Source organism: Streptomyces phaeolivaceus, assembly GCF_009184865.1.
Classification (GTDB): domain Bacteria; phylum Actinomycetota; class Actinomycetes; order Streptomycetales; family Streptomycetaceae; genus Streptomyces; species Streptomyces phaeolivaceus.
In genome coordinates this window covers 3,146,944-3,164,782 of record NZ_CP045096.1, presented here as the reverse complement: position 1 = coordinate 3,164,782, position 17,839 = coordinate 3,146,944, and the positions used below count along the sequence as shown (strand labels likewise).

At 69.0% G+C, this 17,839-nt stretch carries 17 protein-coding genes and 1 tRNA gene; 14 read left to right on the top strand and 4 right to left on the bottom strand.

Annotated elements, in window-relative coordinates:
- Positions 1-151: 151 nt before the first annotated feature.
- From F9278_RS48705 to F9278_RS14665, 3 genes are read left to right on the top strand one after another with little or no spacing between them, the layout of a single operon-like run.
- Positions 152-580, top strand: coding sequence for a transposase (locus F9278_RS48705; protein ID WP_404818886.1), 429 nt, complete (start codon positions 152-154; stop codon positions 578-580).
- Positions 577-981, top strand: coding sequence for a hypothetical protein (locus F9278_RS14670; RefSeq protein WP_152168736.1), 405 nt, complete (start codon positions 577-579; stop codon positions 979-981). The genes F9278_RS48705 and F9278_RS14670 overlap by 4 nt, the downstream gene beginning before the upstream one ends.
- On the top strand, positions 978-1,547 hold the full coding sequence (locus F9278_RS14665) for a class I SAM-dependent methyltransferase (protein ID WP_152168735.1): 570 nt from the start codon (positions 978-980) through the stop codon (positions 1,545-1,547). The genes F9278_RS14670 and F9278_RS14665 overlap by 4 nt, the downstream gene beginning before the upstream one ends.
- 40 nt (positions 1,548-1,587) lie before the next feature.
- Here the strand turns inward: F9278_RS14665 and F9278_RS14660 are convergent, their stop codons facing one another.
- On the bottom strand, positions 1,588-2,277 hold the full coding sequence (locus F9278_RS14660; protein WP_152168734.1) for an HAD family hydrolase: 690 nt from the start codon (positions 2,275-2,277) through the stop codon (positions 1,588-1,590).
- Positions 2,278-2,385: 108 nt separating this feature from the next.
- Here F9278_RS14660 and F9278_RS14655 point away from each other — a divergent pair, with 108 nt between their 5' ends.
- Positions 2,386-3,135, top strand: a complete 750-nt coding sequence (locus F9278_RS14655) for a helix-turn-helix domain-containing protein (RefSeq protein WP_152173866.1) — start codon at positions 2,386-2,388, stop codon at positions 3,133-3,135.
- A 15-nt stretch (positions 3,136-3,150) separates the two neighbouring features.
- Positions 3,151-3,621 carry an NUDIX hydrolase gene (locus F9278_RS14650; RefSeq protein WP_152168733.1) on the top strand — a complete coding sequence of 157 codons (471 nt, stop codon included), beginning with the start codon at positions 3,151-3,153 and terminating at the stop codon, positions 3,619-3,621.
- A 15-nt stretch (positions 3,622-3,636) separates the two neighbouring features.
- Here the strand turns inward: F9278_RS14650 and F9278_RS14645 are convergent, their stop codons facing one another.
- Positions 3,637-4,194 carry an HD domain-containing protein gene (locus tag F9278_RS14645; protein WP_152168732.1) on the bottom strand — a complete coding sequence of 186 codons (558 nt, stop codon included), beginning with the start codon at positions 4,192-4,194 and terminating at the stop codon, positions 3,637-3,639.
- A 126-nt stretch (positions 4,195-4,320) separates the two neighbouring features.
- Positions 4,321-5,334, bottom strand: coding sequence for an NAD(P)H-dependent glycerol-3-phosphate dehydrogenase (locus F9278_RS14640; RefSeq protein ID WP_152168731.1), 1,014 nt, complete (start codon positions 5,332-5,334; stop codon positions 4,321-4,323).
- Positions 5,335-6,254: 920 nt separating this feature from the next.
- On the opposite strand from F9278_RS14640, the gene F9278_RS48700 reads away from it, so the two are divergent.
- Together F9278_RS48700 and F9278_RS14630 are read left to right on the top strand one after the other, a co-directional pair.
- Positions 6,255-6,704 (top strand): helix-turn-helix transcriptional regulator, encoded by a 450-nt coding sequence (locus F9278_RS48700; RefSeq protein WP_404818884.1) that lies wholly within the window; start codon positions 6,255-6,257, stop codon positions 6,702-6,704.
- Positions 6,704-8,098, top strand: a complete 1,395-nt coding sequence (locus F9278_RS14630) for a tyrosine-type recombinase/integrase (RefSeq protein ID WP_226966738.1) — start codon at positions 6,704-6,706, stop codon at positions 8,096-8,098. The genes F9278_RS48700 and F9278_RS14630 overlap by 1 nt, the downstream gene beginning before the upstream one ends.
- Positions 8,099-8,350: 252 nt before the next feature.
- Here the strand turns inward: F9278_RS14630 and F9278_RS14625 are convergent.
- A tRNA-Arg gene (locus F9278_RS14625) sits at positions 8,351-8,426 on the bottom strand.
- Positions 8,427-8,698: 272 nt separating this feature from the next.
- Here F9278_RS14625 and F9278_RS14620 point away from each other — a divergent pair.
- The 7 genes from F9278_RS14620 (at position 8,699) to F9278_RS14590 (ending at position 17,822) form a co-directional block, all read left to right on the top strand.
- Entirely contained in the window at positions 8,699-10,369 is a 1,671-nt protein-coding gene (locus tag F9278_RS14620) for a dynamin family protein (protein ID WP_152168729.1), read from the top strand.
- Positions 10,366-12,408 carry a YfjP family GTPase gene (locus F9278_RS14615; protein ID WP_152168728.1) on the top strand — a complete coding sequence of 681 codons (2,043 nt, stop codon included), beginning with the start codon at positions 10,366-10,368 and terminating at the stop codon, positions 12,406-12,408. The genes F9278_RS14620 and F9278_RS14615 overlap by 4 nt, the downstream gene beginning before the upstream one ends.
- 223 nt (positions 12,409-12,631) lie before the next feature.
- On the top strand, positions 12,632-13,129 hold the full coding sequence (locus tag F9278_RS14610) for a single-stranded DNA-binding protein (RefSeq protein WP_152168727.1): 498 nt from the start codon (positions 12,632-12,634) through the stop codon (positions 13,127-13,129).
- 262 nt (positions 13,130-13,391) lie between these two features.
- Positions 13,392-14,825, top strand: coding sequence for a TQXA domain-containing protein (locus F9278_RS14605; protein WP_226966737.1), 1,434 nt, complete (start codon positions 13,392-13,394; stop codon positions 14,823-14,825).
- Between the two features lie 226 nt (positions 14,826-15,051).
- Positions 15,052-16,716 (top strand): energy-dependent translational throttle protein EttA, encoded by a 1,665-nt coding sequence (gene ettA / locus F9278_RS14600; RefSeq protein ID WP_152168725.1) that lies wholly within the window; start codon positions 15,052-15,054, stop codon positions 16,714-16,716.
- Positions 16,717-16,722: 6 nt separating this feature from the next.
- A complete protein-coding gene (locus tag F9278_RS14595) occupies positions 16,723-17,133 on the top strand; it encodes an acyl-CoA thioesterase (protein ID WP_152168724.1) in 411 nt (136 codons plus the stop codon).
- Positions 17,130-17,822 carry a hypothetical protein gene (locus tag F9278_RS14590; protein WP_152168723.1) on the top strand — a complete coding sequence of 231 codons (693 nt, stop codon included), beginning with the start codon at positions 17,130-17,132 and terminating at the stop codon, positions 17,820-17,822. Before F9278_RS14595 ends, F9278_RS14590 begins: the two co-directional genes overlap by 4 nt.
- The last annotated feature ends 17 nt before the right edge of the window (positions 17,823-17,839 follow it).

The window sequence follows — 17,839 nt, the reverse complement described above, 5'->3', positions numbered from 1 at the left end:
CGTCATGCTTAGAAGCTGTTGTCTTTTCGATCTTGAGAGATGCGCTTCGAACGGGAGTCCCGATCGGGTGGTCGTGAGGCGCTTGGCGCATACGGACAGGGCCTCCTGAACAGCTCGTTGGTGTCGAATCACCGAGCAGCAGGAGGCCCTGATGCAGCAGTCTTCCGTGTTGGCGGTCGGGCAGTCCAGCTCGGTCACCTGGGAGTGTGACTGTCTGGCTCACCGGTTCGGAAACGCCGCCGACAACGGGTTGCGGCAGCCGCGCTACCCGACGGACATGACGGACGCGGAGTGGGCGGCCGTCCGGCCGTTGCTCCCGGTGCCGGGCTGGATGCGCGGTCGCGGCGGCAGGCCGGAGGCGTACTGCCACCGGGCTGCACTCGATGCGATCCGCTACCTCGTGGACAATGGCATCAAGTGGCGGGCGATGCCGGCCGACTTCCCGCCGTGGGACCGGGTGTACACGTTCTTCCGCCGCTGGCGCGACCATGGCCTGGTCGAGGAGTCGGCGGCGTCGGCGGCATCCTCGGAGCCCTCGTCTGGCAGCCCCTGGAACGACGCTGGGGCCCGGGCCGGGTGATGCTCGGCGCGCTCGCCCTCAACCCACTCGCCCAGATTCCGCTCGTCCTCGCCGGCCCCGGGCTCGGCGGGCAGATCGCCATCGGTGTCGGCATGGTCATCCAAACCGGCGCCGCCGTGTGCCACGGCGGACTTCAGCGTGCCGTCCGCCAGGAACTCGCCCCCGACTATCTCCAAGGTCGGGCCCAGGCCACCGGCTCCTGGCTCGCCTTCAGCCTGCGCCCGTTCGCCGCGCTCGCTGCCGGCGCGCTGGGAACCCTGTTCGGCCTGCGCCCCACGCTCACGCTCATTACCGCGGCCCTGGCCGTCCCGTTCCTCGTGCTGTGGAAGTCGCCCGTTCGGACTCTCGGCTCGGCCGCCGCCATCTCCCTGACCCCGACCGAGGAGCCCGCCAACCCATGACGATCACCAACCCGGCCGAATACTGGGACCCGCTGTGGGCATCGGGGCGCCGCTACCGCGGCGTCGGCCCGGAGGAACGGCAGCTGACAAGCCGCTTCCTCGGCGCCGGCAGGGGCCGGCCTGCGCTCGACATTGGCTGCGGCGACGGTGTCCTTGCCCGGTACCTGCATGGTGACCTGGGATACCGCACCACAGCGATCGACTGTGCCTCCGCCGCGCTGGAGATCGCCCAGGCCGAGCAGGACACGTCCGACGGTCCACATTTTCAGCGGCTGGACGTCGAGACCGAGGACATCCGAACGTTGCCGGAGGCGGGCTACGCCGCCGTCACCTGCCGCTTGGTGTTCGCCTTCATCAAGGACAAGGCGGCCTTCCTCGCCCGCATCCGATACCTTCTCCCACCCGGCGGGACGTTCTGGGTCGTCACCCCACTCGCTGAACGCCTCCCGGACGAAAGGAAGTCCATCGGGATCAGCCCGCAGCACGCCGAATTGCTGACCGCGTCCTGGTCCTCGGTCCACAGCGAAGACCTGGACACGCTGCGCTGCTACGCGTTGCGCCCCTGACCCGGCCACCGGTCTCTGGTTACGGAGCTCCGCTGTCCACTCAGGTCAGGACTTCCCGCAGGAGGGTCAACAAGCCCTCCGTGTCGGTCAGATCAGGGACGACAACGTCGGCCCCGGCGGTGCGGAGTTCTGCCACCGAGTGGATCCCGGAGGCGACGGCGATGCAGTGTGCCTTGGCGTCATGCGCGGCGCGCACATCGCGGGGCGTGTCCCCGATCAGGACGGTCGGCGCAACGAGTGGGATGCCGTGGGCTGCATGGATACGGGCACGGGCGGCGTCGACGAGACGCGCTCGATCGTCGCTGTCCTCGCCGTACCCGCCAACAGCCATGTCGAGCAGGCCATCAAGCCCGAACGCACGGAGCTTGACGCGGGCATTGGCCGAAATGTTGCCGGTGAGGACCGAGGAACAGATAGCTGGGTCCGCCGCGAGTGCCTTCAACGCGTCCTCGACACCGGGCAGGACATGACCCCGCCGTCGCAGATCTTCCTCGCGGCAACGGCCGGCTTTCTCCAGCGCCTGCTGCGCCCGCTCCCAGTCAGGATCCGGCAAACCGTGCCGGGTGAACATCTCGCGCATGATCGCCCGATCCGTACGCCCTTCCGTTGGAGCAGGCAACTCGGCCTCCCGCCCAGCTAGTGCCTTGAAGGCGCTGGCGTAGATCTCCTTGCTCACACCGGAGTTTTCTACAAGGGTGTGGTCCACGTCCCACAACACAATTCGCTGCACGGGACCAGGGTAGGCAGCGTGAACTACCTGTTAGAAGTGACCTTGTGGGACGTCCTGGCGTCCCGCAAGATCTTGCCGCGTCCCCGGACGTCCTGCGAGGATGCGATGGTGAACGAGCGGTTGCGTACGGTGATGCTCCAGCGGCAGGTCACCCCCGAGGACCTCGCGGCCTCGTGCCAAGTTGATGTCAAGACGGTGGAGCGCTGGATCAGCATCGGCCGACAGCCACTCCGTCGGCACCAATGGGCGGTTGCGAAGCATCTCGGTGTGGACATGTCGTACCTGTGGCCGCCCGAGGAGGACGAGGCGCAGGGGCAGCCGACCGAGCAGACCGAACTGGTCGCTGCCTTCCCGAACCGCGCGAGCTTCCCGCAGAAGTCCTGGGTCCGCCTCCTGAAGACCGCTCAGGAACATATCGACGTACTGGTGTTCAGCGGCACGTTCTTCGCCCAGACCAACCCGCGCGTTGCAGCGATGCTTGCCGAGCGCGCCGACGCCGGAGTTCAGGTCCGCCTCTGTTTCGGTGACCCATCGGGCAAGGCGGTCGCCGTCAGGGACGATGAAGAAGGCATCGGCGGCACCCTCTCAGCAAAGATCAGGGCGTCCCTCACCTACTACCGCAAGCTGATCGGCACGCCCGGGTGCGAGGTGCGCCTCCACGACACCACCCTCTACAACAGCCTCTTCCGCTTCGATGACGTGCTCCTGGTCAATCCGCACGTCTGGGGGCAGCCCGCCAGCGCAAACCCCCTGTTCGAGCTGCGGCGCCTGGAGGAAGACGGCTGGTTCGACCACTACACCGGCAGCTTCGACGCGGTCTGGGAGACTGCAAAGCCCTGGTCACCCGAGTCCATGTGAGGAGCGCAGCCCGCGATGGGACGTACGGAGTACTGGTACGACGAGAACGCACCCAAGCCGAACACTTTGATCCCGGCGTGCAACATGCTGGTAGTCCGGGAGGCGGACGGGGCGATCCTCCTACAGCGGCGCCGCGACACGGGGCAGTGGGCTCTGCCCGGGGGAGCCATGGACATAGGGGAATCCCCATCGCAGTGCGCAGTCCGGGAATGCAAGGAAGAGACCGGAATCGACGCCGAACCCACCGGGCTCCTCGGCGTGTACTCGCTCCCTGAGCATGTGGTTGCCTATACGGACGGGGAGATCCGGCAGGCATACGAGGTCACCGTGATCGGCCGGCCGGTCGGAGGCGAGCCCACGATCAACGACGAGGCCGATGGCGTCCGCTGGATCCTGCCCGGCGAACTGGACTCCTACGACATCCACCACTCCATGCGGAAGCAGATCGCCCACTACCTGGACGGGATGTTCCCTCACGTCGACTGAGTACCGTGCCCTCCCTTACCGCTCTGCCAAGATCAGCCGGGCTTCGACTCTGTGTACAGCAGCTCGGAGATCCTCATCGGCTCGGCGGATGAATCGGCCGACGACACTGTCGCAGTCGTACCGAGTGACGATCTCCGCCAGCCGGGCATCCACGGTCGTGGGGGTACCGTCCGGGGTGGTGGTCATGTCGCAGTACACGAGAGCATCCACCAGCCCGGCGTGGTCGAGGATCGGGAACTCGCCCTCCAGCTCTTCCCGCAGCCCGCGCTCCTCCGCCTCCAACAGCGCGTACGAGTGGTTGGCGACCAGCCGTACCAGGCGCTCGTCCGCGGCCGAACAGTCGCGCAGGTAGCGGGCGCCGTCCAGCGGATGGAACCCCGTCGTGGCGAGCGACGGCGTGTAACCGATGTCGTGCAGCATCGCTGCGGCCCACAGGAGTTCCGCATCGTCGCCCAGGATTCCCGCCAGCAACTGCGCCCTTGCGGCAACCCCCTGAGAGTGTGCCCAGCGCCGAGGCAGGGGCTCGGCGAGGAGAGACCCGGCCAGATCACGGGCCCAAATGGTGAGATCCATGCTCGGCAGACTATGACGTAAGGTGCGAGGGCCGGGCGGTGATCGGCCGGACGTCCTGGGACGTCTTCCGCTTCGATCCGCGGCTGCGATGGCCTACAGCATCGTCTCCGGGACGAGCAGCGGGGGTCAGCACTCGGGCTTTGGGGGCCGCTGCATCAGCGCGGCTGCGGCCTCGTCGAGGGTGACCTTCTCGTACAGCAGGGCGGAGATCACTTGGGTGATCGGCATCTCAACGCTGTGGGCATGAGCCAGGGCGAGAATCGCCTCGGCGGATTTGACGCCCTCGGTGGTCTGCCGGGTGGCGGCGGTCGCCTGTTCGACGCTCAGGCCGTGCCCGAGGTGGGTGCCGAAGGTGCGGTTGCGGGAGAGCGGGGACGAGCAGGTGGCCACCAGGTCGCCGAGGCCGGCAAGCCCTGCGAGGGTGGCCGGGTGGGCGCCCATGGCCACAGCCAGCCGGGTGGTCTCGGCCAGCCCGCGGGTGATGAGCATCGCCGAGGCGTTGTCGCCCAGGCCCATGCCCGAAGCGATGCCGACCGCCAGGGCGATGACGTTTTTCACCGCGCCGCCCAGCTCGCAGCCGATCACGTCGGTGCTGGTGTAGGGCCGGAAGTACGAGGTGTGGCACGCCTGCTGGAAGCGGCGGGCGGCGTCCTCGTCGGGACAGGCGACGGTGGCGGCGGCAGGCTGGCCGTCCATGATCTCGCGGGCAAGGTTCGGGCCGGACAGCACCGCGACCCGGTCCGCGCTCACGCCGGTTACCTCGGTGATGACCTGGCTCGCCCGTTCCCCGCTGCCCAGTTCGATGCCCTTCATCAGGGACACGATCAGGGTGTCGGGCCCGACGTGCGGCGTCCACAGAGCGAGGTTGGTCCGCAGGGACTGTGCGGGGATGGACAGCACGAGGTAGTCCGCACGGTGAAGCGCGGCGGCAGGGTCGGTCGTGGCCGCCAGGGAGGCGGGCAGTTCGACGTCCGGGAAGTAACCAGGGTTGCGGTGAACCGTATTGATCGCCTCGGCGATCTCGTCCCGTCGGGCGTGCACGATGACGTTGGTGCCGGCGTCGGCCAGGATCTTGGCGACTGCGGTACCCCAGGAGCCGGCCGAGAACACCGCCGCACGGGCGGAACGGTGCTGGCTCACTGCGGGGTCCTCTCGCCGGGCACGGGCCCCGCACCGGGGTGGCGGCCGGGCCCGGACATTCTATCGGCCGTGCCAGGCACGGCCGGAACGTCGAGGGGCGCCGCAAGGTCAGCAGGACGGTGCGACGGCTCGTCAGCGCGGGCAGCACCCGGTGCGCCTCGCGCAGCGTTTCCTCTGTATCTAGCCCTGCTCGCGCACTGCCGCTTCCCGTTTCCGCGGCGCGGCTGAGGCGTCGATACATGTGCAGCGAGGCCCCGAACAGCGAGTGAGTATCTGCCGGAGACCTTCACTTCGCCCACGGCAGACGAGAAAGAGCCCGAAGAGACTGGAACCTGCTCCGGAAGCATGTCAACGTACAACATCCCGGAAATACCAGGTCATTGGAGGGGCGGGCTTTCGGGTCGGCAGGAGGCCGACCACGATGTTAGCCAGCCGGTATCTCACGCTGCTCGGCCTCCTCGTAGAGGCCCTGAACAAGGAGCATCACCTGTCGAATGCGACTCTCCGATCCGCCCGTTTCCCTGCTCCCCATCCGCTTGGCGACCTGGGCGCGTGGAGCGCATAGGGGCGATAGGACTGTGGCGCCCTTTCCGCAGTGATGACTTTCTGTGTTCGCACTGCCGGGCTGCTCGGTGAGGGCTTGTTGCTACGCGGCGGACCGCCGGTACCGAGCGGTCTTCGCGCACTCGGCCCACCCCGGAGCCGCACCCCAGACGTCGCCCGGGTGTCAGTGTTCCCGGCCCTGGGTTTCTGGTCGTACTGGCTGTTCTTCTGAGCTGTGTGGGGCGAAACATAGACCACGATCGCCGGTTAGCCAAACCGGCGATCGTGACGACCATTGAGGGTGTTCGCAGCGGCTGTGCTTGGCGGTGGAGCCGTGGCGGATGCAGTAGACAGTGCCGCAAAGACGCAAGGAGGCAATGAGCGGCTCCTGCCTGCTGCTGCCCTGTTATCCGCAGCGCCTGTTCGCTGAAGAGAAGCGATGTCCTTGCCGTGCCGCATGGGCTCTCAGCGCTGTTGGTTCCGCTCCGTCGCCCCGCGCGCTCTTTCGCAAGGAACACCCACCTCATGTGCCGATCCGCGATACCCCCTGCCCTTTTTCGCCCCGGGCTGGCAGGTCCGCCCTCCTTGTACGCCGACTCCTTGTCCATCTGGGACCGCGTGGCGGCGTCATGGCGGTAGCGGTTCGACCTGGGCAGAAGCTGACGGTCGACGAGGTTTGCGACGAGCTGCAGATCGCCCGATCGACCTTCTACGACTGGCGCCAGAAGGGGCGCGGCCCGCGCTGCATTCGACTGCCCAACGGCTCCCTTCGGATACGGCGCAGCGATTTCGAGAACTGGCTTATGGATTGCGAGGACGCTTCTTGATGGACAACAGCTCGTTGGACGTTCGCTTCTACCCCGTTGAGACGAACAAGCGGGCCAAAGGCAACACCTACACCGTCCGTTGGAAGGTCGCCCACAAGAAGCACAGCAAGACGTATAAGAAGAGCGCGGTCGCCGATGACGAGCGCTCGAAGCTGATGGCCGCGCACAGGAAGCGTGAGCCGTTCGACATCGAAACGGGTCGGCCGATCGCCTGGATGTCCAAGGCCGCCGAGGTGAACTGGTACGACTTTGCGGTCGAGTACGTCAACTGGAAATGGCCCCAAGCTGCCAGTAACACCCGAAAGAACCTGGCCAAGGCGCTCACTCCTGCGACCATCGCCCTGTTGCGCACGACACCGCCGATGCACTTCGAACCGGTGGCGGTCCGTAAGGCGCTGCGGGAGTACGCCTTCAGCGTCAGGGGGCGTGCCCACACCGACAAACCCATACCTGTCGAGGTGCAGACGATCCTCGACTGGATTCAGCGCAACTCCCTCCCAATGAGCGCGTGGGAGAAGGCCGAGAACGTTGACAAGGTCGTCACGGCCCTCAGCACGCGCCTCGACGGCACCGCGGCAGCCGCCAGCTCCATAAGACGCAATGACCGGATCATGAACCTGGTCATGGGGTACGCGATCAAGCACAGCTACCTGAAGGTCAACCCTCTGCCGAAGGAGAAGGGTGAGCGTACTGCTCCGAAGGTGGCCCAAGCCATCGACAAGCGCTGTCTGCTGAACGGAGACCAGGTCGCGAAGATGCTGGACTGGATAGGCCGGCGCCCGCGCCGCGGGCGCCTCTACCGGGCCTTCTTCGCCACCCTCTACTACGCCGGCCTCCGGCCTGAGGAGGCGGTCGCCCTCCGTGTGGGGGACGCCACGCTGCCTGAGACGGGATGGGGCGAGTTCCTGGTCCATGAGGCTCAGCCCGAAGTCGGCCGTCAGTGGACCGACACTGGTGACGTCCATGAGAAGCGGCACCTCAAAGGACGGGCAGAGGGCGACACGCGTCTGGTCCCCATCCACCCGGTTCTCGTCGTGATCCTTCGCGAGATCATCAAGAAGTATGACCTCGGGTCGGCCGACCTCCTCTTCCCGGGCGAGAAGGGTGACATGCTCGCGGGGTCGGTCTTCAGGCGCGTCTGGGCCAAGGCGCGCGAGGAGGTCCTGTCCGACCACGAGTTTCGGTCACCGACGGGCAAGCGCGTGTACGACCTGCGTCACACTTGCCTGACGGCCTGGATGAACGAGGGCATCCCGCACTCAGAGGTCGCCGAGATGGCCGGCAACAGTGTGCCGGTCCTGCAGGCTATCTATGCGCGCTGCGTCGTTGGCCAGCGGGAGCTCTACCTGAAACGCGCCGAAGCCGCTCTGAGGCTCCCACAAGTGGCGTCGTGAGAAGCGGAGCGGCCTCGGTCCCCCGAAGAGGGGACCGAGGCCGCTCCGCTTTGTGTGCTGAAAGGAGTGTCGGGTTGTCTCGCGCCCCCAGATTTTGTGGGACGTATGTGGGACGGACACCCGTAGAAGCCCGGTTTTGACCGGTGCCAGCCGGACTCAGCCCCAGGCGGAGGCGAAGAATCCGATTAACGTGGAAAGCCAGGTAAACGCAGTCTGACCTGCGGAAACGTCGCCAGTCAGACCGACGGTCAGTGGCGCCCCCGGCAGGACTCGAACCTGCGGCCAAGCGCTTAGAAGGCGCCTGCTCTATCCACTGAGCTACGGGGGCCGGGTGTGGTGGCCTCTGTCCTGGTGCCCGGGTGTGGGCTGATCCGTGACGTTGCCGGGGACAAGGATAGGGCTCCCGAGTCCGTGTCCCTGTTGCTTCACCTCCGTGGCTCAATGTGGAGGTTCGGTGAAGCGGTCCTGATAATCGCAGGCAGGTGCGAATCGTGCACCTCTTTTGGCGCCTCGGGCCTCGGGTGTTGTGCACTCGTTATGCCTGCGCCCCTCTCGTCCCCTCCGTCCCGTGTGTCCTGTCGGCGCGCAGACGTAACTTATATGCTTCAGAATGTCCACAAAATTGGGCATTCTTCGCATGTGGTGACCTTGGACGTACGGCCTCAGCTGCTCGACGCGCTCTCCGCCCTGCGCGACCGTGTCGCCGCCGCGCGCTTTCCGCTGCCCCTGGCAGGGGCCCCGCGCGCGCGTGCCAACCGCGACGAACTGCTCGCGCAACTCGACGACTACTTGGTGCCCCGGCTGCGGCAACCCGAAGCGCCGTTGCTGGCCGTTGTCGGGGGGTCGACCGGAGCCGGCAAGTCCACTCTCGTCAACTCCCTGGTGGGACGGAAGGTCAGCGAGGCCGGCGTGCTGCGGCCGACGACCCGCACGCCCGTCCTGATCTGCCATCCCGAGGACCATCACTGGTTCAGCGGTATGCGCGTCCTGCCCAACCTCACGCGTGCGTGGACACCTCAACGGCATCCCGGGCGGGACCCGGGCGACGACTCCTTCCCGTCGGACGGCGACGGTGGCAAGGGCGGCGAGCGCGTCCTGCGCATCGAGACGGCCGACAGCCTTCCCCCCGGTCTCGCCCTCCTGGACGCGCCCGATGTCGACTCCCTGGACGCCGACAACCGCGTACTCGCCGCCGAACTCATCTGCGCCGCCGACATCTGGGTGATGGTCACGACTGCCTCCCGCTACGCCGACGCCGTGCCGTGGCATCTGCTGCGGTCCGCGAAGGAACACCGGGCCACCCTGGTCACCGTGCTCGACCGCGTCCCCCACCAGGTCGTCTCCGAGGTCTCCCGGCAGTACGGGGCGCTCCTGACCAAGGCCGGGCTCGGCGACGTACCCCGGTTCACCGTGCCCGAACTCCCCGAGTCCGCCTGGGGCGGCGGGCTGTTGCCGGGCACGGCCGTCGCCCCGCTGCGGACCTGGCTCGTCCAGCAGACCACCGATCCGGGAGCCCGGCACGAGACCGTCGCCCGCACCGCGCACGGGGTTCTCGACTCGCTGCGGTCCCGGATGCCCGAACTGGCGAGCGCGGCAGCCCAGCAGTACTCCACCGCCCTCCGCCTCACCGCAGCCGTCGACACGGCGTACGACAGCGAGCACGCGCGCGTGAAGGGACGTCTGCAGTCGGGGGCCGTGCTCGCGGGCGACGCCCTCAAACGGTGGCGCAGCTATCCGCTCGACTGCACCGCCGGTGAACTGCTCGACGCCCTCGTCGAAAGCCTCGGCACGCTGGTGCTGTGCGCCGTCACCGCCGCCGACGAGCGGATCGGCGAGGCCTGGAGCCGCGAACCGGCCGCCGTGTCCGCCGGGCTGACGGAACGTGAGGTCACCGGGGAGAGCGTCGAACACCGGATCGGGATGACCGTACGGCGCTGGCGGCGCGTCCTGGAGGAGTACGCCGAGGAAGAGGTGCGCGACCTCGAACGGAGCGTCGCGCCCGACGCCGAGGTGGTGGCCGCCCTGGGCGCCACCGCGCTGCTGGGTGGCCGCCGGGCCCGGTCCGCGGGGGAGGGCCTCGCCGAACGGATCGGCGCGCACGGCGCGTTGCGGCTGCGCGACCGGGGCGGGCGGCTGCTCACCGAGTACCTCGACCGGGCCCTCGACACCGAGCGGGAACGCCGCCTCGCCCCGCTCGACGCACTCGACGTCCACCCCGAACCACAGGCCGAACTCATCGCCGCCCTGTCCGTACTGCAGAAGGAGAGGTGACCGCTGTGACCGCCGTCACTGACCACACGGATCAGACCGGAGACGACGTCCCCGAGAAGGCCGAGGAGAGGAAGGCCGAGGAGAGGAAAGGCCACGCGAGGGCGGGCGACGGTGAGAAGAGTGGGACGAAGGGCGACAAGAGGGGGGACGGAGGTTCGTCGGCGGGCGCCGAGGGCGGGCGCTCCGGGACGGGCGTGAACGACGTCCACGCGCGCGTCCCCGATCGTCCCGGCAACGGCAACGGCAACGGCAACGGCAACGGCAACGGCAACGGCAACGGCAACGGCGACGGCGTTGGCAGTGGCGCGTCCTGTGATTCGTCCGCGCGTTCGGAAGCCGGGGAACCCTGGGACGACGGGCTCATCGCCCGGCGCGTCAGCGACATGAGTGCCGCCGAGCGGGGGTCGGCCGCGGAGCCCAGGGCCTCGACCGCGCAGCCGGTCACCCCGCTCGCCTACGACGGGCGGCTGAGGTCGCGGCTGGACGCGCTGCGGGAGCTGGTGGGGCTGTCCCGTACCCGGCTGGACAGCACGACGCTGGCCGAGGCCGGACGGGTGCTGGACGAGGCGGCGGCGCGGCGCAGGCTCTCCGGGCAGCACACCGTCGTCGCCATCGCGGGCGCCACCGGCAGCGGCAAGTCGACGCTGTTCAACGCGCTCGCGGGGGTGGCGATCTCGGAGACGGGCGTACGCCGGCCCACCACGGCCGCGCCCATCGCGTGCAGCTGGAGCGACGGAGCGGCGAGCCTCATCGACCGGCTGGGCATCCCGGGGCGGCTGCGGCGACGGCCGTTGCAGAGCCCGGAGGCGGAGGCACAGTTGCGCGGACTCGTGCTGGTGGATCTGCCCGACCACGACTCGGCGGCGGTCCAGCACCGGGAGCAGGTCGACCGGATCCTGGCGCTGGTGGACGCGGTCATCTGGGTCGTCGATCCGGAGAAGTACGCCGACGCCGTTCTCCACGAGCGCTATCTGCGGCCCCTGGCCGGTCACGCGGAGGTCATGTTCGTCGTCCTCAACCAGGTGGACCGGCTGCCCGGCGAGGCCGCCCACCAGGTGCTCGACGATCTGCGGCGCCTTCTCGACGAGGACGGGATCGCGCTCGGGGAGCACGGCGAACCGGGCGCCGCCGTGCTCGCGCTGTCCGCGCTCACCGGGGACGGGGTGGGGGAACTGCGCGACGCGCTGGAGCAGTTCGTGGCCGAGCGGGGTGCCCCCGCCCGCCGGGTCCGCGCCGATCTGGACGCGGCGGCGGCACGGCTGTGGCCGGTGTACGCGAATCAGCGGAGCGCGGGGCTGAGCGAGCGGGCCCGGGACGAGTTCGCGGCGCGGCTCGCGGACGCCGTCGGCGCCACCGCGGCGGGCGAGGCCGCCGAGCGCGCCTGGCTGCGCAACGCCAACCGCGCGTGTGGGACGCCCTGGCTACGGCTGTGGCGGTGGTACCAGGACCGGAGCGAACCCCCGACCGGACGGCTCGCCCTGACGGCGCCGGTGGACGAGGAGGCGACCGCCAGGCAGCGCGTCGAGCACGCCGTACGGACCTTGTCGGAGCGCGCCGCCGCGGGGCTGCCCATGCCCTGGGCCCAGGCGGTGCGGGAGGCGGCCGTCCGCGGGGCGCAGGGGCTGCCCGAGGCGCTGGACGAGCTGGCGGTACGGGTCGGGGCGCCGACGGGACGGCCGCCGCGGCCGGGCTGGTGGCCGGGGGCGGTTCTCGCGCAGGCCTCCATGACGCTCCTCCAAGTCATCGGCGGGCTGTGGTTGCTGGGGCAGATCATCGGCTTCATGGCACCGAATCTCGGGGTTCCGGTGCTGTTGATGGTGATCGGCATCGTCGGTGGTCCGGCCGTCGAGTGGGGCTGCCGACTGGCCGCACGCGGTCCGGCGCGGCGGTACGGCCACGAGGCGGAACGGCGGCTGCGGGAGGCGGCGGCCGGGTGCGGTCGGGCGCGGGTGCTGGACCCGGTGGCCGCCGAACTGCTGCGGTACCGGGAGGTGCGGGAGCAGTACGGGCGGGTGCTCGGGGCGGCGCCGGTGGGGTGACCGGCGGCTCCCGGACGGGCGGTTCACTCCGTCGGGTGACGGAGTTGTCCACAGCCGGCCGGTGATGCACAGGGCTCAGCGGGCTCGGCCCGACGGCGGCAGTCTGAACACGCGGCGATCACAGCACCGCCGCACGACGGACGCGACAGCCGTACGGGACGGGCCCGTACGCGTGTCCGGCCGGCATCGGGATCGGTGCCGATGCGAAGGAGGGGTTCGCGAGATGAACGAGACGACGGTGTGCGTGGTGGGGAACGTGGCGACGCAGCCGGTCTGCCGGGAATCGTCGACGGGGTCGTCGGCCCGCTTCCGGCTGGCGGTGACCTCGCGGTACTGGGACCGGGAGAAGAACGAGTGGACCGACGGACACACCAACTTCTTCACGGTGTGGGCGCGGCGCACGCTCGCCGCGAACGTGGCGTCGTCCGTCGCGCTGGGCGATCCGGTGGTGGTGCAGGGCCGGTTGAAGGTGCGCACCGAACAGCGGGACGGGCAGAGCCGGGTCTCGGCGGACGTTGACGCGATCGCCATCGGCCACGATCTGTCGCGGGGCACGTCGGCGTTCCGAAGGACACCCAGGGGAGAGGCGTCGGCGGTGTCTCAGGCCAACTACCCACCCCCGTCGCAGCCGGAGCCGGAGCCGAACTGGGAGACACCGCCGCCCGGAAGCCGGCTCGACGCGGCCGGTGAACTCCGGCCGGAGCCGGCCGGGGTGACGTGACCTCAGTTCGCGCGCGATGGTGCGTTATCGGCGAATGCGTCGTGAAGAGTCCATGTGTGCGGCTGATCAATTTGTCGACAAGTGCTGTTCATGGGCTGTGTGAGCGATAACGATTCCGATTCGGATCGGTTGTCCGACGATACGACCGGGAAGAGCGGTGCGCCGCGTCCCTAGGATGCCGGGCATAGCTCACGGGGCTTCTGATTCTGCTGGTGGGACCACAACCCCCCACGTCAACGGGTCCTGCTCGAAGGGAAATTCTGTGGTTTCTTCGTTCTCGGCGTCGTTCTCCGGGTGGTCCGGGTGGGCCGCGCGCAGGCGAGGGGCGACTCGCCTCGCCGCCGTGTCACTCGTGTCCGGACTCCTCGTCGCGGGTGCGATCGTCACCGCGGGCCCGGCCGCCGCCGACGGGACACCGCGGAACTCCGGTGGGGCGACCGCGACCATAGGCGGGCTCAAGACGTACGGGACGGCCGTGCTCCGGACCGGCGACGGACAGGAACAGCGGCTCCCCGCAGGGCTGTTCGAGATGTTCGTCGACGGCGGGGGCACCCTGCAGACCTACTGCGTGGATGTCCAGAACCCGACGCAGAAGGACGCCAAGTACCAGGAGACCCCCTGGAGCGGCACCTCGCTGGGCGCCAACAAGGACGCCGGGAAGATCCGCTGGATCCTCCAGAACTCCTACCCGCAGGTGAACGACCTCGCGGCACTCGCCGGCAAGGCCGGGACCAAGGGGCTCACCGAGGAGGAAGCGGCGACCGGAACCCAGGTGGCGATCTGGCGCTACTCGGACGCGGCCGATGTGACCGCCCTGGACCCGGAGGCGGAGAAGCTCGCGGACTACCTGGAGAAGAGCGCGCGGAGCCTGGCGGAACCGGCCGCGTCCCTGACCCTGGACCCGGCCGCGGTCTCCGGTCGGCCGGGCGAGCGACTCGGCCCGGTCACGGTGCACACCAACGCGGACGCCGTGACCGTGACCCCGCCCTCGGACGGGACGGCGGACGGGGTGAGGGTCGTCGACGCGGACGGTGAGGCCGTGACCTCGGCCGGTGACGGCGGTGAGCTGTACTTCGAGGTGCCCGAGGACGCCGCGGACGGCACGGCCGAACTGACCGTGCAGGCCTCGACGACCGTGCCGGTGGGCCGTGCCTTCGCCTCCGAGACCCGCAGCCAGACGCAGATCCTCGCGGGCTCCAGCGAGTCCACGGTCTCCGCGACGGCGACCGCGCACTGGGCCGGGAAGGGCGCGATACCCGCACTGTCGGCCGAGAAGAACTGCGCCGAGGGCGGCCTCGACATCACGGCCGCCAACCAGGGCGACAAGCCCTTCGTCTTCGAGCTGATGGGGATCACGTACACCATCGACACGGGTGAGACCCGCACGGTGACGATCCCCTTGCAGGAGGACCAGGCGTACGACTTCACCATCGAGGGGCCGAACGGCTTCGCGAAGCAGTTCCGGGGCGTGCTCGACTGCCGGACGGAGACCGCGGCCGACGCGGACGGGGACTCGGTCCAGACGCTGAGCGAGCCCAGCCCGGCGACCGTCGGCGGCAACGCGGCCACGGCGTCCGACACCGATCTTGCTGAGACCGGCAGCTCCGGCGCCACCCCGCTGATCGGGGGCGTCGCCATCGGGCTTGTCGTGATCGGCGGCGCGGTGGTGATCCTTCTCCGCAAGCGGAACCCGTGACGAGGAATCGGCGGGCGCCGCAAGGCGAAACAGCTCCTTGGCAACTCAACAGTGAGTGACCGCGCGGTGACGCACGCGTGCGACGCGGCCCCGGTAGGCCTCCGAGGCGCCGGGGCCGCGTCGTTCCCGCGACGGCTTCACCATCCGGTTTCCGTCGAGGGCTGGCAGTGCGGCAAGATGGGTGGTACTGCCCACTGCCAGATTTCAAGTTGCCGGACGGTTTCTCTTGGCTGAGTACATCTACACGATGCGCAAGACACGCAAGGCGCACGGCGACAAGGTGATCCTTGACGACGTCACGCTGAGCTTCCTGCCCGGCGCGAAGATCGGTGTGGTCGGTCCGAACGGTGCCGGTAAGTCCACCGTTCTGAAGATCATGGCGGGGCTCGAGCAGCCCTCCAACGGTGACGCGTTCCTGTCGCCCGGGTACAGCGTCGGCATGCTCCTCCAGGAGCCGCCGCTGGACGAGTCGAAGACGGTCCTGCAGAACGTGCAGGACGGCGCCGCCGAGATCATGGGCAAGCTCCACCGCTTCAACGAGGTCGCGGAGCTGATGGCGACCGACTACTCGGACGCCCTCCTGGACGAGATGGGCAAGCTCCAGGAGGACCTGGACCACGCGAACGCGTGGGACCTGGACACCCAGCTGGAGCAGGCCATGGACGCCCTGGGCTGCCCGCCCGGCGACTGGCCCGTCACCAACCTCTCCGGTGGTGAGCGCCGCCGCGTCGCGCTCTGCAAGCTGCTGCTCGAAGCCCCCGACCTGCTGCTGCTCGACGAGCCCACCAACCACCTGGACGCCGAGTCGGTGCAGTGGCTGGAGCAGCACCTCGCGAAGTACCCCGGCACCGTCGTCGCCGTCACCCACGACCGGTACTTCCTCGACAACGTCGCGGGCTGGATCCTGGAGCTCGACCGAGGCCGCGCCATCGGCTACGAGGGCAACTACTCCACGTACCTGGAGACCAAGCAGACCCGTCTCAAGGTCGAGGGCCAGAAGGACGCCAAGCGCGCCAAGCGGCTCAAGGAAGAGCTGGAGTGGGTCCGCTCCAACGCCAAGGGCCGACAGGCCAAGTCCAAGGCGCGCCTGGCCCGTTACGAGGAGATGGCGGCCGAGGCCGACAAGATGCGGAAGCTGGACTTCGAGGAGATCCAGATCCCGCCGGGCCCCCGTCTGGGCAGTGTGGTCGTCGAGGTCAACAACCTCAGCAAGGCCTTCGGCGAGAAGGTCCTCATTGACGACCTCTCCTTCACGCTCCCGCGCAACGGCATCGTGGGCATCATCGGCCCGAACGGCGCCGGCAAGACGACCCTCTTCAAGATGATCCAGGGTCTGGAGGAGCCCGACTCCGGTTCGATCAAGGTCGGCGAGACCGTCAAGATCTCCTACGTCGACCAGAGCCGCGAGAACATCGACCCCAAGAAGACGCTGTGGGCCGTCGTCTCCGACGAACTGGACTACATCAACGTCGGCCAGGTCGAGATGCCCTCCCGTGCCTATGTCTCAGCGTTCGGCTTCAAGGGCCCGGACCAGCAGAAGCCGGCCGGGGTGCTCTCCGGCGGTGAGCGCAACCGCCTCAACCTGGCGCTCACCCTCAAGCTCGGCGGCAACCTGCTGCTCCTCGACGAGCCGACCAACGACCTCGACGTCGAGACCCTGTCGTCGCTGGAGAACGCGCTCCTGGAGTTCCCCGGCTGCGCCGTGGTCGTCTCCCACGACCGCTGGTTCCTGGACCGGGTGGCGACGCACATCCTCGCCTACGAGGGCGAGTCCAAGTGGTTCTGGTTCGAGGGCAACTTCGAGTCGTACGAGAAGAACAAGATCGAGCGACTCGGCGCCGACGCCACCCGTCCGCACCGCGCCACCTACAAGAAGCTGACCCGGGGCTGATCGATCTTGCGGCACATCTACCGCTGCCCACTGCGCTGGGCGGACATGGACGCGTACGGCCACGTCAACAACGTGGTGTTCCTCCGCTATCTGGAGGAAGCCCGTATCGACTTCCTGTTCCGCCCGGAGAAGGATTTCAAGCAGGGGTCCGTGGTGGCGCGCCATGAGATCGACTACAAGCGGCAGTTGGTGCACCGGCACAGGCCGGTGGACGTCGAGCTGTGGGTCACGGAGATAAGGGCGGCCTCGTTCACGATCACCTACGAGGTCAAGGACCCCGAGCAGGTCTACGTCCGGGCCTCGACGGTGATAGTGCCGTTCGACTTCGCGACCCAGCGGCCCCGGCGGATCACCGCCGAGGAACGTGAGTTCCTGGAGGAGTACAGAGACGACAAGGCGGAGGCCGTCGCCGCATGACGGTGCTCCACCTCGCCGACGAGGGGGAGGCCGCGGATCTCGCGGCCTTCCTCTCCCGGCTGCTCCACTACGACCGTGGAGCAGCGGTACGCCTCCAGGCGGCCGGTACGGCCCTGGCCGTCTTCGGCAGGCCACCGTCCTTCGAGGTCCTGGCGATCCGGGCCGTGCGCCTGGCCAAGCCCTACGAGAACGGTCTCGACGTCACTCTCGACGCGACCGTGTCGGCCGGTGAACTCCTGGAGTCCGTAGACGAGTCGGCGGGCACGGCACTGGTGCCGGACGCGGTGACCGGGCCGCCGTGGGCCGGGGTGCTGCCCCCGCGCGGCGGCTGGCGGCCGGAGGCGGGGCTGCCCGCGCCGGACGTGCTGCGGGCGATGGTCTCCGCGGCGGTACGCGAATTCCGGTCCCGTACGGAGCAGTTGGTGCCCGAGCGGCGCACGCGGGCCGAACTCGACCGGATAGGGCGGGAGATCTGGTCCCGGACGGTCGGCGACACCCCGCTGCCGGTCCGGGCCGTGCACGCGGCCCAGTCGCTCGGCTTCCTCCGCACCGCCCGCACGGCCGGCCCGCCCGGGGCGGCGTCACCGGGACTCTTCTCGTCGGGCGCGTGGCTGCGGCTGCGCACGCCGTACGGGTCGATCGCGGTACGCAGGGCGGGGCTCGGCACCTTGGGCGTCAGCGTCCGCTGAGCCGGCCGTCCGGGGCC

Bases quoted from the DNA above. Each gene is read 5' to 3' on its own strand.
- F9278_RS48705 (WP_404818886.1), top strand. From the start codon at position 152: ATGCAGCAGTCTTCCGTGTTGGCGGTCGGGCAGTCCAGCTCGGTCACC.
- F9278_RS14665 (WP_152168735.1), top strand. From the start codon at position 978: ATGACGATCACCAACCCGGCCGAATACTGGGACCCGCTGTGGGCATCG.
- F9278_RS14650 (WP_152168733.1), top strand. From the start codon at position 3,151: ATGGGACGTACGGAGTACTGGTACGACGAGAACGCACCCAAGCCGAAC.
- F9278_RS14645 (WP_152168732.1), bottom strand. From the start codon at position 4,194: ATGGATCTCACCATTTGGGCCCGTGATCTGGCCGGGTCTCTCCTCGCC.
- F9278_RS48700 (WP_404818884.1), top strand. From the start codon at position 6,255: ATGAGCGGCTCCTGCCTGCTGCTGCCCTGTTATCCGCAGCGCCTGTTC.
- F9278_RS14630 (WP_226966738.1), top strand. From the start codon at position 6,704: ATGGACAACAGCTCGTTGGACGTTCGCTTCTACCCCGTTGAGACGAAC.
- F9278_RS14620 (WP_152168729.1), top strand. From the start codon at position 8,699: ATGCTTCAGAATGTCCACAAAATTGGGCATTCTTCGCATGTGGTGACC.
- F9278_RS14610 (WP_152168727.1), top strand. From the start codon at position 12,632: ATGAACGAGACGACGGTGTGCGTGGTGGGGAACGTGGCGACGCAGCCG.
- F9278_RS14590 (WP_152168723.1), top strand. From the start codon at position 17,130: ATGACGGTGCTCCACCTCGCCGACGAGGGGGAGGCCGCGGATCTCGCG.